Genomic DNA, 16,244 nt, shown 5'->3' on the forward strand with positions numbered 1-16,244 from the left:
CTCCCCGCCGCGCAGCGGGGGAAAGCCACGCGGACACGCCCACCCGGCCAGCTGCCGGCGCGGACCGGAGCCCCTCCCCGTCGCGAAGCGGAACGCCCCGGCACGCACCCCGCCCGACCGGCCGGCCCTCCCCGGCCTCCCGGCGCGGCGCGGCCCTCAGTCGTGGGTCAGGATGCTGCCGCGGCGGGACAGGACGAAGTCCCGGAAGGCGGCCGCCGGCGGGGTCAGTGGGCGGGCCGCATGCCAGGCCAGGCCGATGGCCCGGCGGGTGCGGGGGGCGGTGACCTCCAGTTCGACGACGCCGGGGCGGGGGACGAGGGACGGGGGCAGGAGGGCGACGCCGAGGCCGGCGGCGACGAGGCCGCGGAGGGTCTCGACCTCCTCGCCCTCGAAGGCGATGCGCGGGGTGAAGCCGGCCTCGGCGCAGAAGCCCTCCATGATGTGGCGCAGGCCGTAGCCCTCCTCGACCGTCACCCAGGTCTCGTTCGCGACCTCGGCGAGGCGGATGCGACGGCGGACGGCGAGGCGGTGGTCCGCGGGGACGGTCAGGTAGAGCCGCTGCTCGTCGAGCGGACGGGCCGTCAGGTCGGGGGTGTCCGGGAGCGGGGAGACCAGGCAGAGGTCGAGCTCCCCGGCCCGCAGGCGTTCGAGCATCGCGGCGACGTAGTCCTGCACCAGCTGGAACCGCACCTGCGGGTGCCCGGCCCGGAAGCCCCGGAGCAGGGCGGGCACCGCGTCCGTCCCCATGGTGTGCAGGAAGCCGAACGCGACCCGGCCGGCCGCCGGATCGGCCTCCGCCCTGGCGGCCTCCGCGCCGCGTTCGACTTCGGCGAGGGCCCGTTCGACGGCGTCCAGCAGCAGCCGGCCGGCCCGGGTGAGGCGGACGGTGCGGCCCTGCCGGGCGAGCAGGTCGACGCCGAGTTCGGACTCCAGGCGGGCGACGGCCCGGGACAGCGTGGGCTGCGGCATGCCGAGCAGCTGCGCGGCGCGGGTGACGTGCTCCAGCCGGGCGACGGCCGCGAACTCGGCCAACTGCGGTGCGAGGCGCGTCACATCGGTGTCCGGACCGAGTTCCGCGAGGCGGACCGGCGCGGAGCTGCTCTCATGCGTCATGGCATGAATAATCCAGCATTCATGCATTGGACGCATGAGCCGGCGCGGTCATAGCGTCGACGTCATGCAGCCCGCCAGTACCGAGGCGTCCGCGCCCGCCCCCGAATCCGTCTCCGACCTGCGTCTGCGCCCGGGCAGCCGGGACTTCCGCCGCGCCAACCTCGCCCTGTTCGCGGCGGGCGTCGCCACCTTCGTCCTGCTGTACTCCACCCAGGGCCTGCTGCCGGTGCTCTCCGCCGACCTGGACCTGACGCCCGGTCAGGCCAGCTGGACGGCCTCCGCATCCACGCTCGGCCTCGCGCTCGCCCTGCTGCCCGCCAGCGCCCTGTCCGACCGCTACGGGCGCACCGCCGTGATGACGGCCTCCACCCTCGCCGCCGCGCTGCTCGCCCTCGCGCTGCCGTTCGCCCCCGACCTCACCGCGCTGGTGGTGCTGCGGGCCGTCCAGGGCGCGGCCCTCGCCGGGCTCCCGGCCACCGCCATGGCCTACCTCGCCGAGGAGGTGCACCCGGCGGCGCTCGCCTCCGCGATGGGCCTGTACGTGGCCGGCAACTCGATCGGCGGGATGGGCGGACGCCTGGTCTCCGGCTGGGCGGCGGCCGCGTGGGGCTGGCGCTGGGGCCTGGCCGTCTCGGCCGCGCTCGCGCTGCTCGCCGTCCTCGCGTTCCGGCTGCTGATCCCCCAGGCCCGGCACTTCCGGCGGGCGCCGGTGGACCCGAGGGCACTGGCCGCCACCGTCGCCGGGCACCTGCGCAACCCGCTGCTGCTGCGGCTGTACGCGCTCGGCATGCTGTTCATGGCGGTGTTCGGCGCGGTCTACAACACCGTCGGGTACCGGCTGACCTCGGCGCCGTTCCACCTGCCGGAGTCCGTCGCCGCGTCGATCTTCGTGGTGTACCTGGTCGGCACGGCGTCCTCCGCCTCCGCGGGCCGGCTGACCGCGCGCTGGGGCCGCCGCGGCACCCTCTACCTGGCGATCGGCACCACCACGGCGGGTCTGCTGCTGTCGCTGGCCGGCTCGCTGTTCTGCGCGATCCTCGGCCTGGTCCTGATCACCGCCGGCTTCTTCGCGGGCCACGCCACCGCGTCCTCCGCGGTCGGCCGCACCGCCACCACCGGCCGCGCCCAGGCCTCCGCGCTCTACCTGATCGCCTACTACCTCGGCAACAGCCTCGGCGGCACGATCGGCGCCGACGCCTACCACTCCACCGGCTGGTCCGGCACCGCCGCCGTCGCCCTCGCCGCCATGGCCTGCGCGGCCGGCGTCACCCTCTACGCCACCCACCGCGCCACCACGGCCCGCCGGGCGACGGCCGTCGATACACTCCGGGCCTGAGCACCGACCCCGCCGCGTTCGCCAGGCTCCGCGAGATCGCCGGCCAGTTGCCGCAGGTGCCGGGGACAGGGAAGGTCGAGAACGCGGACGGCGGGATCGTCATGACGATGTCGCCGGTGAAGCGGCACGAACTCGCAGTCGTTCGCCTCGCTCGGAAGCTCAACGAGCAGCTCCCCCGGACCCACCCGGGCTACCTCGCCCACGGCGGGGCGGATCTGGAAGACCCCGGGCTGGGGCGGCTCCGGAACCCCGACCTCATGGTGTTCGCCGAGGCGGCCCTGGACGACGAGAAGCCCGCGCTGCTGCCCCACCAGGTGCTGATGGTCGTCGAGATCGTCTCGGCGTCCGATCCCGGGAACGACTACCGGGCCAAGGTCGCCGACTACGCCGCCATGGGCATCCCGCTCTACCTGCTGGTGGACCCCCGCAAGGGCACCGGGATCATCCACGACGAGCCGGGCTACGCCCGCCGCACCGACTTCGTCTTCGGGGACGTCATCACCGTCGGCCCGTGGACCCTCGACACCGGCGTCCTGCGCACGTACACCTGACGGGGCGCGCGCAGGACGTCGTGACGGCCTGTCAGGCGATCCGGTCGAGGACGATCGGCGCCGGGGTGAACAGGGTGCCGGTCGGGGCGACGGTGACGGCGTCGGCGAGGGCTTCGAGGGCGTAGGGGAAGCGCTCGGGGGTGTCGGTGTGGAGGGTGAGGAGGGGCTGGCCGGCGGTGACGGTGTCGCCCGGCTTGGCGTGGAGTTCGACACCGGCGCCGGCCTGGACCGGGTCCTCCTTGCGGGCGCGGCCGGCGCCGAGGCGCCAGGCGGCGACGCCGACGGCGTAGGCGTCGAGGGCGGTGAGGACGCCGGTCGCGGGCGCGGGGAGGACGTGGGTCTCGCGGGCGACGGGCAGGGGGGCGTCGGCGTCGCCGCCCTGGGCGGTGATCATGCGGCGCCAGTGGTCCATCGCGGAGCCGTCGCGGAGCGCTTCGGCCGGGTCCTTGCCGTGGACGCCCGCGGCGGCGAGCATCTCGCGGGCGAGGGCGAGGGTGAGTTCGACGACGTCGGCGGGGCCGCCGCCGGCCAGCACCTCCAGCGACTCGCGGACTTCGAGCGCGTTGCCGGCGGTGAGGCCGAGCGGGGTGGACATGTCGGTGAGCAGGGCGACGGTCGCCACGCCGGCGGAGCGGCCGAGGCCGACCATGGTGCGGGCGAGTTCGCGGGCGTCGTCGAGGTTCTTCATGAACGCGCCGGAGCCGACCTTGACGTCCAGGACGAGGGCGCCGGTGCCTTCGGCGATCTTCTTGGACATGATCGAGGAGGCGATCAGCGGGATCGCCTCGACGGTGCCGGTGACGTCGCGCAGGGCGTAGAGCTTCTTGTCGGCGGGGGCGAGGCCGTCGCCGGCGGCGCAGATGACGGCGCCGCAGTCGCGCAGGACGGCGAGCATCTCGTCGTTGGAGAGCAGGGCGCGCCAGCCGGGGATGGATTCGAGCTTGTCGAGGGTGCCGCCGGTGTGGCCGAGGCCGCGGCCGGAGAGCTGCGGGACGGCGGCGCCGCAGGCGGCGACCAGCGGGGCGAGCGGGAGGGTGATCTTGTCGCCGACGCCGCCGGTGGAGTGCTTGTCCGCGGTCGGGACGCCGAGCGAGGAGAAGTCCATGCGCTCGCCGGAGCGGATCATGGCGTCGGTCCAGCGGCTGATCTCACGGGGCGTCATGCCGTTGAGCAGGATGGCCATGGCGAGGGCGGACATCTGCTCGTCGGCGACCTCGCCGCGGGTGTAGGCGTCGATCACCCAGTCGATCTGGGGGTCGGTCAGTTCGCCCCGGTCGCGCTTGGCCCGGATGACGGAGATGGCGTCCATGCAGGTGCTCCAGAGAGTGTGAAATGCGAAGAGTGCCGCGGGATGTCCTCCCGCGACACTCTACGCGCGTAACAACGCAATCAGCCAGAGAAAGCCGGCCGGTCTACAGCTTGTCCGGCCCGAACGCGTCCGGCAGGACCTCGCTCATCGGCCGCACCCCGGAGGGCAGTTCGACCAGCAGGTCGGGCCCGCCGTGCTCGAACAGCAGCTGCCGGCAGCGCCCGCACGGCATCAGCAGCTCGCCGGCGCCGTCCACGCAGGTGAACGCCGTCAGCCGGCCGCCGCCACTGGCGTACAGCGCCGAGACCAGGCCGCACTCGGCGCACAGGCCGAGGCCGTAGGAGGCGTTCTCCACGTTGCAGCCGGTCACCGTACGGCCGTCGTCGACCAGCGCGGCCGCCCCGACGGGGTACTTGCTGTACGGCGCGTAGGCGTGGCGCATGGCCTCGCGGGCCGCGGCCCGCAGCGCCTCCCAGTCCACCTCGGTCACTTGGCCTGTCCCTTGCGGTAGATCTGGCCGTCGGCCTTGGGCATCCGCAGCCGCTGGGCGGCGAGCGCGAGCACCACCAGGGTGATCACGTACGGGGTGGCGACGATCAGCGGGCGCTGGACGGCCTCGGTGGTGGCGTACCAGAGGGCGACGCCGCCGGCCACCACGATGCTGATCGCGCCGGCCACGAACTTGCGGCGGTAGAAGTGCCACAGCGCGAGCATCGTCATCGCGATGGCGACCACCAGCAGCAGCACGTGCACCGAGTCGGCGTCGCGCAGCTGGAGGCTGTCGGTGAAGCCGAACAGGCCCGCGCCGGCGGCCAGGCCGCCCGGCATCCAGTTGCCGAAGATCATCGCGGCCAGGCCGATGAAGCCGCGGCCCTGGGTCTGGCCGTCCCGGTAGAAGTGCGCGGCGACCAGCGACAGGTACGCGCCGCCGAGGCCCGCGAAGGCGCCGGAGGTGATCACCGCGAGGTACTTGTACTTGTAGACGTTGACGCCCAGCGACTCGGCGGCGGTCGGGTTCTCGCCGCAGGAGCGCAGCCGCAGGCCGAACACGGTGCGCCAGAGCACGAAGTAGCTGGCGACCAGGAACGCGGCGGCGATCAGGGTGACCACCGACAGGTCGGTGACCACGCCGCGGACGATGCCGGCCACGTCGGAGACCAGGAACCAGTGGTGCTTCTCGATGCCGTCCAGCCAGCTCGACAGGCCGGGGAGGGTGAACGAGGGCAGCGAGTCGGCGGGCGGCGACTGGTTCGCGCCGGCGCCGTCGGCCACGTAGTCCTTGTAGTAGATCCGGTTCATGTACGCGCAGATGCCGGGGATCAGCAGGTTGATGCCGACGCCGGACACGATGTGGTCCACCCCGAAGGTGACGGTGATCAGCGCGTGCAGCAGACCGCCGAGCGCGCCGCCGGCCATGCCGGCCAGCAGGCCGACCCACGGGTTGACCAGGAAGCCGCCCCAGGCGCCGCAGAAGGTGCCGGCCACCATCATGCCTTCGAGGCCGATGTTGACCACGCCGGCCCGCTCGGACCACAGGCCGCCGAGGCCCGCCATCGCGATCGGCACGGCGGAGGACAGCGCGGCGGAGATCTGGCCCGAGGAGGTCAGGCCGTGGTTGCCGGTGACCGCGCCGACCACCGCGAACAGCACCAGGGCGAGCGCGATCAGCAGCAGCACCACCGGCCAGGTCAGCTTGGACTTCTTCGCGGGCAGGGCGGACGACTTCGGCTTGGCGACAGCGGTGCTCATGCCGCCACCTCCTTCTGGGCGGCCGCGGCAGCCTGCGCGGCGAGCTCGGCGCCGACCTTCTGCTGCTGGCGCTTCAGGCCGAAGCGGCGCACCAGTTCGTAGGCCACGACGACGCAGATGACGATGGTGCCCTGGATCACCGGGATGATCTCGGACGGGTAGTCGCCCCGGGTGGGCAGCTGGGCGCCGGAGGCGTCCAGGAAGGCGAACAGCAGCGCGGAGAACGCGATGCCGATCGGGGTGTTGCGGCCGAGCAGCGCCACCGAGATGCCGACGAAGCCCAGACCGGTCTGCACGTTCTGGCCGAAGTACGGGGTGTTCTGCATCAGTTCGGGCAGGCCGACCAGGCCGGCCAGCGCGCCGGAGACCACGATCGAGGTGATCACCATGCGCTTGACGTTGACGCCGGACGCCTTGGCGGCGGACTCCGAGCGGCCGGTGGCGCGCAGGTCGAAGCCGAACCGGGTCCGGTTCAGGGTGAACTGGAAGACGACGCCGACCAGCACCGCGATCACGATGAAGCCCCACAGGGTGCCGCCCTGCGTCTCGAACGAGAAGAAGTGGCTGGACTCGGAGATCTTCGCGGTCTGGATGGAGTTGGTGGTGCCGCTGGTCTTCGGGGCCAGGATGCCCGGCACCAGCAGCACGCCGATCACGGCGGTGGCGATGGCGTTCAGCATGATGGTCGAGATGACCTCGCTGACGCCCCGGTAGACCTTCAGCACACCGGCGATCGACGCCCACAGGCCGCCGACGAACATCGCGACGATCAGCAGCAGCGGGATCTGCAGGAAGGCCGGCAGGTCGATCTGGGTGCCGACGAACGCGGCGAACATCATGGCCAGCTTGTACTGGCCCTCGATGCCGATGTTGAACAGGTTCATCCGGAACCCGAACGCGGCGGCGGCCGCGGCCAGGTAGTAGACGGTCGCCTTGTTCAGGACGGCGACCTGGCCGTCCGACGCGGTGCCGTAGTTCCACATGATGGTGAACGCGTCGAACGGGTCGCGGCCGGAGACCGCCAGCAGCGTGCCGGCGATGATCACCGACAGCAGCACGGCCAGCACGGGGGCCGCCAGGGCGAGCCCGATCCGCTCCAGGTCGATCCGCTGCGAGAGCGGCCGCTTGGCCGCTTCCGCAGCCGGGGGGTTGGGACTGGTCATGTGGCTACTCCCCCGCCTGCTCGTCGTCGGCGGTGTCGGTGGACGGTCCCCGGTCGGGCGCCGCCTCGGTGGCTTCGGCGGCGAGCGCCTGGGCCGCGGCGACGGCCTCCGGGTCGGAGGCGATGTGACCGGTGGCCGCGCCGGTCATCGCGGTGCCGAGGTCCTCGGCGGTGACGGTGGCCGGGTCGGCGTCGGCGACCAGCGCGCCGCGGTAGATCACCCGGATGGTGTCGGACAGGCCGATCAGCTCGTCGAGGTCGGCGGAGATCAGCAGCACCGCCAGGCCCTCGCGCTGCGCGGAGCGGATCTGCTCCCAGATCTGCGCCTGCGCGCCGACGTCCACGCCGCGGGTCGGGTGGGCGGCGATCAGCAGCTTCGGGTCGTGGCTCATCTCGCGGCCGATGATCAGCTTCTGCTGGTTGCCGCCGGAGAGCGACGCCGCGGTGACCTCGATGCCGGGGGTGCGCACGTCGAACTGCTCGACGATCCGCTGGGTGTCGGCGCGGGCGCCGGCCGGGTCGAGCAGCAGGCCCTTGGAGTTGGGCCGCTCGGTGACGTGGCCGAGGATCCGGTTCTCCCAGAGCGGGGCCTCCAGCAGCAGGCCGTGCCGGTGCCGGTCCTCCGGGATGTAGCCGATGCCGGCCTCCCGGCGGGCCCGGGTCAGCGAGCCGGTCAGGTCGGCGCCGTCCAGCGTGACGGTGCCGGCGTCCAGCGGCAGCATGCCCATGATCGCCTCGACCAGTTCGGCCTGGCCGTTGCCCTCGACGCCGGCGATGCCGAGGATCTCGCCCTTGCGGATGCGCAGCGAGATGTCGTCCAGCACCACGCGCTCGACGCCCTCGGCGTCCGGCTTGGCGATCCGCAGGCCCTCGACCTTGAGCATCTCCACGTCGGTGACGGTGGACTCGCGGCTCTCCGGGGAGGGCAGCTCGGCGCCGACCATCAGCTCGGCGAGCTGGCGGGCCGTCACGGTCTTCGGGTCGGCGTCGCCGACCGTGGTGCCGCGGCGGATCACGCTGATCGCGTCGGCCACCGAGAGCACCTCGTGCAGCTTGTGCGAGATGAAGATGACGGTGACGCCCTCGGCCTTGAGCTCGCGCAGGTTGTCGAACAGCGCGTCGACCTCGTGCGGGACCAGCACCGCGGTCGGCTCGTCCAGGATCAGGATCCGGGCGCCGCGGTACAGCACCTTGAGGATCTCGACCCGCTGGCGGTCGGCGACGCCGAGGTCCTCGACCAGCTCGTCCGGCCGGATGTCCAGGCCGTACTGGTCGGAGAGCTCGCGGATCCGGGCCTTGGCCTTCGCGCCGATGCCGTACAGCTTCTCGCCGCCGAGGACGATGTTCTCCCAGACGGTGAGGTTGTCCGCCAGCATGAAGTGCTGGTGCACCATGCCGATGCCGCGGGCGATCGCGTCGGCGGGGGTGGAGAACTCCACCTGCTCGCCGTCGATGGCGATGGTGCCCTCGTCCGGCTTCTGCATCCCGTAGAGGATCTTCATCAGGGTGGACTTGCCGGCGCCGTTCTCGCCCATCAGGGCGTGCACGGTGCCGCGCTGCACGGTGATGTCGATGTCGTGGTTGGCCACCACGCCGGGGAAGCGCTTGGTGATGCCGCGCAGTTCGACGGCCGGTGTCGCCGTCCCCGCGCTGGGGGTGCCGCCGGGGGAGGCGGAGTCGGAGGGGGTGATGGCGATCTCCTGCTGGTCGTCGGGCGCTTCGTCGCGCTGGAGGCTCAGGGGGTCGGCTGGAGGCTCGGGGGGCCCGGGGTGGCGGCCGCCGGACGGGCACCGGGACGACCGGTGCGGAGACGGGCAGGGGCCCGGTGGATGCGCTGGGCGCATCCGTCCGAGCCCCTTCCGTGCGATGTGTCAGACCACGCGCCGCCCGGTGGGCGGGCGGCGCCGATGCAGGGCGTCGGCCCTTACGGAGCGGTCGGAACCTTGGTGGCGCCGCTGGTGATCTGCTGGGTGGCGGCGTCGATCTTGGCCTTGATGTCGTCGATGTAGCCACCGGTGGTGGCCAGCGACACGCCGCCGTCCTTCAGGTCGAAGTTCTTGATGCCGGACTGGACGTTGCCGTCCTTGACCGACTTGACGAAGGAGAACACGGCGGTGTCCACGTTCTTCACCATCGAGGTGAGGATGTGGTCCTTGTACTTGTCCAGGGCCGGCTGCTTGGCCTGGTCGGAGTCGACGCCGATCGCCCACTTGCCGTTCCCGGCGGTGGCGACGGCCTCGATGGCGCCGCTGCCGGAGGAGCCGGCGGCGGAGTAGATGACGTCCGCGCCCTTGTCGAGCTGGCCCTGCGCGGCCTGCTTGCCCTTGCCCGGGTCGGCGAAGCCGGTGAAGTCCGGCGGGGTGGTGAGGTAGGTGACCTCGACCGCGATGCTCGGGTCGACGGACTTGGCGCCCGCGGTGTAGCCGGCCTCGAACTTCTTGATCAGCTCGGACTGCACGCCGCCGATGAAGCCGATGTGCTTGGACTTCGACTTGTTGGCCGCGGCCACGCCCGCCAGGAAGGAGCCCTGCTCCTCCGAGAAGGTCAGCGAGGTCACGTTGGACGGCTGGTCGGGCGAGTTGGAGTCGATGATCGCGAACTTGACGTTCGGGTTGTCCTTGGCGACCTTGTTGACCGCGTCCTGGTAGACGAAGCCGACCGCGATGACCGGGTTGAAGCCGCTGGTGACCAGGGACTTCAGGCGCTGCTCCTTGTCGCCCTCCGACTCGCCGGACTTGGCCTCGGCCTCGTTGATGACCGCGCCCAGGTCGGACTTGGCCTTGTCCAGACCACGCGCCGCCGAGTCGTTGAAGGACTGGTCGCCGCGGCCGCCGATGTCGTAGGCCATGCCGACCTTGAGACCGGAGCCGGAGCCGGCGCCGGCGGAGGTGTTGTTGTCGGTGCTCTTTGCGCCGCAGGCGGCGAGCGAGGCGATGCCCAGGGAACCCGAGAGCACGGCCGCGGCGAGCTTGAGTGAACGGCGCAAGGGAGTTTCTCCTTCTCACACACCCGGTTGGCGTGGTCGAGCGCCACCGTAACGCGCGTAGAACACGGTTGTGTTACGGCCTGCACGGGCCTGGGTGTTGTTATCAAAATGTGGTCGTACGCCCGGGCAAATCCGGACATAGCCGCACACTTGTTCAACTCCCGTTCCGCTACTGGCTGGTATCGGTCCACCACGGTACGCCTCCCCGCCGGGCCCCGAGAAGGAGCCGCGCCGACCCCCCGGCACGGCTCCGGACCGGGCGGGGAAGCGCCGGGTTCAGCTCAGCCCGACCCAGAACATCTGCACCGTGCCGTCGGTGTTCCGGTTCTGCGCCGGGTCGAAGGAGGACGGCAGCGAGGCGGCGGGGTCCTTCAGCGAGGCGACCCGGTAGGCGGCCGGGGCGAGCCCGGCGTTCAGGAACGCGCCCGGGTTGGGGAACGTCGAACCCCGGGCGAAGGACGGCGGGTCGGCGGCGTTGGCCAGCAGCGCCACCCAGTGGAAGCCGGGGCCCAGGGTGACCGGCCCGGACAGCGGCATCCGGCACAGCTCGTTCACCCCGCTCGACCACGCCGGCGCCTGGTCCGCGGCGGTGCGGGCCAGCAGCCTGCCGGTGCGGTCGTACACCCCGGCCTGGTTGCCGGCGGTGAACCCGCTGCCGGTCCCCGCCAGCAGCACCGAGACCGCCGAGACGGTGACCGGCTGGTGCGTCTCCACCCGCACCAGGTAGACGTTGCCGGAGGTCGTCCGGCTGCTCAGGTCGGTGGCCGTGGCCGGGTCGAAGGACCAGGTGCCGAAGCCGAAGTCCGCGGGCTGCGGCGCGTTGCCGACCGGGGTGATCGCCGGCGACGGCACGTTGTAGCTGACGCCGGCGCCGGTGGTCCGGTTGTGCATGGTGGTGCCGGTGTCGACCACCGCGCCCGCGTCGTCGCGCACGCTGGCCACCGTGCCGGTGAGCACGCAGCCGGTGAGCAGCACCCGCAGCGCGCGGTCGGCGTACACGCCGTAGTCGGGGGCGAGCAGTCCGCCGGGCGCGTCGTCGCCGGAGACGTGGGTGGCGCAGCCGGTCAGCGCGACCGGGAGGGCGGGGGCGCCGCCGGCCGGGGCGGTGATCCGGAAGCCCGCGTAGCCGCCCGGGTTGGCGTTGTCGTTGCGGCCGTCGCGGCTGGCCTGGCAGCCGGTCAGGGTGATGACGTGCGGGGCGGGCGCGTGCGTCGGATCGTTCTGCGGGCTCTCGACCAGCCAGCCGTTGAGGCGGTTGCGGTCGGTCTGGCACTCGGTGAAGCCGACCGTCCCGCACTTGCCGGTGACGTGGAAGCCGTTGCCCTCGTTCCAGGTGGCCCGGACGCCGGTGAAGCCGGTGGCGCCGATGCCGGCGAAGGACCAGCCGTCGCCGCCGTTGGCGGCGGCCTCGCAGGAGTCCAGCAGGGAGTCGGCGAAGGCGAACGCCGCCCCGCCGGTGTTCTCGGAGCGCCAGCCGCCGAACTTGTTGGCCTCCAGGCAGACGTGCGAGACCTCCCAGCCGCCGGGGAAGCCGTCCGCGGTGGAGTCGGTGTGCACCGCGTAGCCGTGGAAGTTGAAGATCCCGACGTTGTCCAGCCGGACGGCCTTGACCGGGCCCTTGGCGGTCAGGCCGTCGACGGTGCCGCCGCCGGTGGAGTTGTCGGTGGTGCGGGCCGAGCTGAGCACCAGGTTCCGCAGCCGGGCGCCGTTGCCGTCCAGCCGGATCAGCGTGGAGCCGGTGAACGCGCCCCACTTGGCCTTGATGAACACCGGCGGCACCGGGCCGCCACTGGCGTTCTTCGGCAGGTAGCCCCACCAGCGGCTGCCGAGCGTGCCGGCCAGCGTGATGTGGCCGGGCACGGCCAGGGTCTTCCCGACCACGTACTGCCCGGCCGGGAAGTACACGACGCCGCCGGGCGGGCAGGCGGCGATCGCCGCGGTGATCGCGTTCCAGTCGTCGGTGTTGCCGTCGCCGACGGCGCCGTACTGCTTGACGTCGAACCGGTCGACGGGCGGCGCCGCCGGGTCGGCGGCGGCCGCGCCGGGTGCGGCGGCCAGGCCCGCGGCGGCGGTGGCGCCGGCGGCCCCGGCGGCGAGCAGGAGTCTGCGGCGGGTGCTGTGCACGGTTCGGGTCCCCTCCCTGGTGATCGTTCGCGCGGCCGATTCGACCACGGAACAACCGCCCGGGGAAGGGCGCCCGACCGCTGACGCCGGATCAGGTCCGGGCGTGCTCCAGGGCCAGCGAGGCGAACAGTTCGACGCCGATCGCGATGGCCCGCTCGTCCGCGTCGAAGTCGCCCTGGTGGAGGTCCCGGACGCCCTTCTCGTCCGGGCCGCGCACGCCGAGGCGGGCGAGCGCGCCGGGGGCGTGCTCCAGGTACCAGGAGAAGTCCTCGCCGCCCAGGCTCTGCTCGGTCGGCTCGACCACCGGGCCGTGGCCGTCGGCGAACCGGGCGTTCATCGCCGTCTCCAACTGGTCGATGGAGTCGGCCTCGTTGACCACCGGCGGGACGCCGCGGTGGTAGTCCAGCGTCCACTTGGCGCGGTGCGTCTCGGCGAGGTGCGCGACCAGTTCCTCCAGCACCTCCGGGGCCTGCCGCCAGCCCGCCAGCTCCAGGCAGCGGACGGTGCCCTCCAGCTCGGCGTGCTGGGGGATCACGTTCGGCGCGGAGCCGGCCGCGATCCGCCCCCACACCAGGGACACGCCCCAGCGCGGGTCCATCCGCCGGGCCAGCCCGGCCGGCGCCTCGGCGGCGAGCTTGGCGACCGCGGTGACCAGGTCGGTGGTCAGGTGCGGACGGGCGGTGTGCCCGCCCGGGCCGTCGACGCCGATCATCACCTTGTCGCAGGCCGAGGTGATCGCCCCGGTCTTCAGGCCGATCCGGCCGACCTGCACCTTGGGGTCGCAGTGCACCGCGAAGATCCGGCCGACCCCCTCCATCCCGCCGGCCGCGATCACGTCCAGCGCGCCGCCCGGCATCATCTCCTCCGCAGGCTGGAAGATCAGCCGGACCGGGCGGGTCAGCTCCCCCGCGGCCAGCGCCTCGGCCAGCACCAGGCCGGTGCCGAGCACCACCGCGGTGTGCACGTCGTGCCCGCAGGCGTGCGCCCGGCCGGGCAGCGTGGAGCGGTACGGGACGTCCTGCTTCGCGTCGTCGATCGGCAGTGCGTCGATGTCGGCGCGGAACGCCAGCAGCGGGGTTCCGGGGGCGGTGCCGGGCGGCACCAGGTCCACCAGCAGGCCGGTGCCGCCCGGGAGCACCCGCGGCTCCAGCCCGGCGGCCAGCAGTCGCTCGCGGAGCAGCCGGGTGGTGCGGAACTCCTGCCGGCCTAGCTCCGGATGCCGGTGGAGGTCACGTCGCAGGTCGACCAACTCGGCCTGGTGGGCCGCCACTCGGGCCCGGAGGCCGGGCAGCGGGCGGACGGCGGTGACGGTGGCAGCGGATGCGGGCTGAGGATCGTTCACGCTTGACAAGAGTAGGCCGGTGGTGGGCTTTTGGCCTGCCTTCCGGCGAAGTTCTCACCGTTTGGATGCATACCGGCCCCCAGGGTGGGTATGACTCGTCGATTCGGCCCGCCCCTGTGTTCGAGCTCCTTCGTGTGCAACGACCTGCACCGGCCGCCGGACACGGCGATCGCCCCGCCCGGGACCCGCCGCCCGCCCCGGCCCAACCCTTCCCCCCGATCGGGTCATGGCGCGGTAAAGCTTTCGGGCGCGCTCTTGAGTGGCGCACATCAGTCCGAATAGACAGCTACCGCACAGTCAACTCCGGTGCCGCGGTGGGGTGCCAACCGCCTGCGGCGCGCCTCGTCACGCCCTCACGAGGGGCTGCTGACGCTCCATCGAACCGAGAAGGGGGGACCGACGTGCCCATATCGCGCAATCGGCTCGCCAAGAGCATCGCTCCGGCCGGCGTCGCGGCCGCACTGATCCTCACCACCCTCGGCGCGGCCGTTCCGGCCTCCGCCGCCACCCCCGCGGGCGACACCGCCCGCGCCCTGCCGGGCACCCACCCGGACTGGGCCACCCCGCAGGCCGACGCGGGCGCGGCCGACGCCGCCGCCCCGGCGACCGCCCGGATCTACCTGGCCGGACGCGACGCGAGCGGCCTCGCCGCCCTCGCCCAGGCCGTCTCCGACCCCCACTCGGCCGCCTACGGCCAGTACCTGACGCCCGCTCAGGTCCAGGCGAAGTTCGGCGCCACCCCGGAGCAGGTCAAGGCCGTCACCGACTGGCTGGCCGGCGCGGGCCTCACCGTCTCCGCCAGCAACGCCCACTACGTCCAGGTCGCCGGCTCCACCGCCGCGATGTCCAAGGCGTTCGGCACCGGCTTCCACAACTACCGCACCGCGGACGGCACCCACCGGGCGCCGACCGCCGACGCGAAGGTCCCGGCCTCCGTCTCCGACGCCGTGCTGGCCGTCTCCGGCCTGGCCGACGCGATCCACCGGAACAGCTCGTCCGCCACCTCGGTCCGCGAGGCCGAGAAGAGCGCGAACGCCAAGCTGGCCGGCCCGGACAAGAAGGACCCGGCGACCCTGCCGACCGTCCCGACCTGTTCCGAGGACGGCTACGGCTCGAAGATCGCCAAGGGCGCCCCCGAGGGCTACGAGAAGAACGAGCCGTTCGCCCCCTGCTCCTACCAGCCGTCCCAGCTCCGCAAGGCCTACGGCGTCACCGACGCCAAGGTCGGCGGCAAGGGCGCCCGCGTCGCCATCATCGACGCCTACGGCCTGTCCACCATGGAGCAGGACGCCAACCACTTCTCCACCCTGCACGGCGACCAGCCGTTCAAGCCGGGCCAGTACACCGAGTACGTCACCCCGGACAAGTGGACCCACCAGGACGAGTGCGGCGGCCCCGCCGGCTGGGCCGGCGAGGAGGCGCTCGACGTCGAGATGGTGCACGGCCTCGCGCCGGACGCCGACGTCGTCTACGTCGGCGGCAACTCCTGCTACGACGAGGACCTGTACGACGCCATGGCCAAGGTCGTGGACGAGCACCTCGCCGACGTGGTCTCCAACTCGTGGGGCGAGATCATGCACGGCACCGGCGGCGACATCGACCCCGCCGTGGTCGCCGCCGACAACCAGGTCTTCCAGCTGGGCGCCGTCAGCGGCATCGGCTTCACGTTCTCCTCCGGCGACTGCGGCGACAGCTCCCCGGGCGCGGCGGCCACCGGCGTCAACTGCCAGGCCGACACCAACCAGGCGCAGGCCGACTGGCCGTCCGCCTCCCCGTGGGTCACCTCGGTCGGCGGCACCGCCCTCGAACTGGGCGACAAGGAGGGCAAGTACGCCCACGAGGTCTCCATGGGCGACCGCCGCTCGGTGCTCTCCGCCGACCAGAAGTCCTGGAGCCCGATGCCGGGCAACTTCTACTTCGGCGGCGGCGGCGGTGTCTCCAAGGACTTCGCCCAGCCGTGGTACCAGCACGGCGTCGTCCCGGACAGCATCAGCAAGACCGCTGCCGACGGCACCAAGTCCAGCACCCCGCTGCGCGCCACCCCCGACATCGCGATGAGCGGTGACCTGGTCGCCGCCACCCTGGTCGGCTTCACCTCCGGCGGCGCCTACAGCGAGGGCGGCTACGGCGGCACCTCGGTCTCCGCCCCGGAGACCGCGGCGATGTTCGCCAACGCCATCGAGACCCGCGGCGGCCGCGCCCTCGGCTTCGCCAACCCGGCGCTGTACGACCGGGCCTCCACCAACGCGTTCCACGACGTGGACGACAACGCCGTCAGGACCAAGCGCGGCAACGTCGTCGACCTGGGCGTCGTCAACAACACCCTGCGCGTCCGCCTCTACAAGATCGGCGCCGACTACGGCCTGTCGGCCGCGAGCGGCTACGACACGGCCACCGGCCTGGGCTCCCCGGGCAAGGGCTTCTTCAAGTCCTTCGCCCTCAAGAAGTAGCGGTCGCACAGCAGTCGAGGGGTGGGGGGGGGGTGTAGCGCCCCCCCCATTGCCGCTGAGCGCGCCCCCGGGGGGGAGACCGGACTACCCCGGGGAGGGGCGGCCCACCCCGCGCCCCCCCG

Annotated in this window: 12 protein-coding genes; 3 read left to right on the forward strand and 9 right to left on the reverse strand. The window is 72.7% G+C overall.

The window, feature by feature from the left end:
- Positions 1-156: 156 nt before the first annotated feature.
- Positions 157-1,113, reverse strand: a complete 957-nt coding sequence (locus ACFV1L_RS01440) for a LysR family transcriptional regulator (protein WP_380361887.1) — start codon at positions 1,111-1,113, stop codon at positions 157-159.
- Between the two features lie 64 nt (positions 1,114-1,177).
- On the opposite strand from ACFV1L_RS01440, the gene ACFV1L_RS01445 reads away from it, so the two are divergent.
- Together ACFV1L_RS01445 and ACFV1L_RS01450 are read left to right on the forward strand one after the other, a co-directional pair.
- Positions 1,178-2,449 (forward strand): MFS transporter, encoded by a 1,272-nt coding sequence (locus tag ACFV1L_RS01445; protein WP_380361889.1) that lies wholly within the window; start codon positions 1,178-1,180, stop codon positions 2,447-2,449.
- A 56-nt stretch (positions 2,450-2,505) separates the two neighbouring features.
- Positions 2,506-3,000 (forward strand): Uma2 family endonuclease, encoded by a 495-nt coding sequence (locus tag ACFV1L_RS01450; protein WP_380361891.1) that lies wholly within the window; start codon positions 2,506-2,508, stop codon positions 2,998-3,000.
- A 31-nt stretch (positions 3,001-3,031) separates the two neighbouring features.
- Here the strand turns inward: ACFV1L_RS01450 and ACFV1L_RS01455 are convergent, their stop codons facing one another.
- From ACFV1L_RS01455 to ACFV1L_RS01490, 8 genes are all read right to left on the reverse strand, one after another.
- Positions 3,032-4,309 (reverse strand): thymidine phosphorylase, encoded by a 1,278-nt coding sequence (locus tag ACFV1L_RS01455; protein WP_380361893.1) that lies wholly within the window; start codon positions 4,307-4,309, stop codon positions 3,032-3,034.
- A gap of 103 nt (positions 4,310-4,412) precedes the next feature.
- Positions 4,413-4,799 carry a cytidine deaminase gene (locus ACFV1L_RS01460; protein ID WP_380361894.1) on the reverse strand — a complete coding sequence of 129 codons (387 nt, stop codon included), beginning with the start codon at positions 4,797-4,799 and terminating at the stop codon, positions 4,413-4,415.
- Positions 4,796-6,058 carry an ABC transporter permease gene (locus ACFV1L_RS01465; protein WP_380361896.1) on the reverse strand — a complete coding sequence of 421 codons (1,263 nt, stop codon included), beginning with the start codon at positions 6,056-6,058 and terminating at the stop codon, positions 4,796-4,798. The genes ACFV1L_RS01460 and ACFV1L_RS01465 overlap by 4 nt, the downstream gene beginning before the upstream one ends.
- Positions 6,055-7,221, reverse strand: coding sequence for an ABC transporter permease (locus ACFV1L_RS01470; RefSeq protein ID WP_380361898.1), 1,167 nt, complete (start codon positions 7,219-7,221; stop codon positions 6,055-6,057). The genes ACFV1L_RS01465 and ACFV1L_RS01470 overlap by 4 nt, the downstream gene beginning before the upstream one ends.
- A gap of 4 nt (positions 7,222-7,225) precedes the next feature.
- On the reverse strand, positions 7,226-9,064 hold the full coding sequence (locus ACFV1L_RS01475; protein ID WP_380361900.1) for an ABC transporter ATP-binding protein: 1,839 nt from the start codon (positions 9,062-9,064) through the stop codon (positions 7,226-7,228).
- 80 nt (positions 9,065-9,144) lie between these two features.
- Entirely contained in the window at positions 9,145-10,206 is a 1,062-nt protein-coding gene (locus ACFV1L_RS01480) for a BMP family protein (protein ID WP_380361902.1), read from the reverse strand.
- Between the two features lie 276 nt (positions 10,207-10,482).
- The gene (locus ACFV1L_RS01485; RefSeq protein WP_380361904.1) at positions 10,483-12,330 is read right to left on the reverse strand and encodes a glycosyl hydrolase family 28-related protein; all 1,848 of its coding nucleotides are present in this window, start codon (positions 12,328-12,330) and stop codon (positions 10,483-10,485) included.
- Positions 12,331-12,421: 91 nt separating this feature from the next.
- Entirely contained in the window at positions 12,422-13,672 is a 1,251-nt protein-coding gene (locus ACFV1L_RS01490) for an amidohydrolase (protein ID WP_380361905.1), read from the reverse strand.
- Between the two features lie 401 nt (positions 13,673-14,073).
- Between ACFV1L_RS01490 and ACFV1L_RS01495 the strand changes: the two genes are divergently transcribed.
- On the forward strand, positions 14,074-16,122 hold the full coding sequence (locus tag ACFV1L_RS01495; protein WP_380361907.1) for a protease pro-enzyme activation domain-containing protein: 2,049 nt from the start codon (positions 14,074-14,076) through the stop codon (positions 16,120-16,122).
- Positions 16,123-16,244: the final 122 nt, after the last annotated feature.

This window comes from Kitasatospora sp. NPDC059646 (assembly GCF_042734615.1).
Classification (GTDB): Bacteria; Actinomycetota; Actinomycetes; order Streptomycetales; family Streptomycetaceae; genus Kitasatospora.

What these genes read in the sequence shown, in the direction of transcription:
- ACFV1L_RS01440 (WP_380361887.1), bottom strand. Translation starts at nt 1,113, where the DNA reads ATGACGCATGAGAGCAGCTCCGCGCCGGTCCGCCTCGCGGAACTCGGT.
- ACFV1L_RS01465 (WP_380361896.1), bottom strand. Translation starts at nt 6,058, where the DNA reads ATGAGCACCGCTGTCGCCAAGCCGAAGTCGTCCGCCCTGCCCGCGAAG.
- ACFV1L_RS01475 (WP_380361900.1), bottom strand. Translation starts at nt 9,064, where the DNA reads ATGCGCCCAGCGCATCCACCGGGCCCCTGCCCGTCTCCGCACCGGTCG.
- ACFV1L_RS01470 (WP_380361898.1), bottom strand. Translation starts at nt 7,221, where the DNA reads ATGACCAGTCCCAACCCCCCGGCTGCGGAAGCGGCCAAGCGGCCGCTC.
- ACFV1L_RS01445 (WP_380361889.1), top strand. Translation starts at nt 1,178, where the DNA reads ATGCAGCCCGCCAGTACCGAGGCGTCCGCGCCCGCCCCCGAATCCGTC.
- ACFV1L_RS01455 (WP_380361893.1), bottom strand. Translation starts at nt 4,309, where the DNA reads ATGGACGCCATCTCCGTCATCCGGGCCAAGCGCGACCGGGGCGAACTG.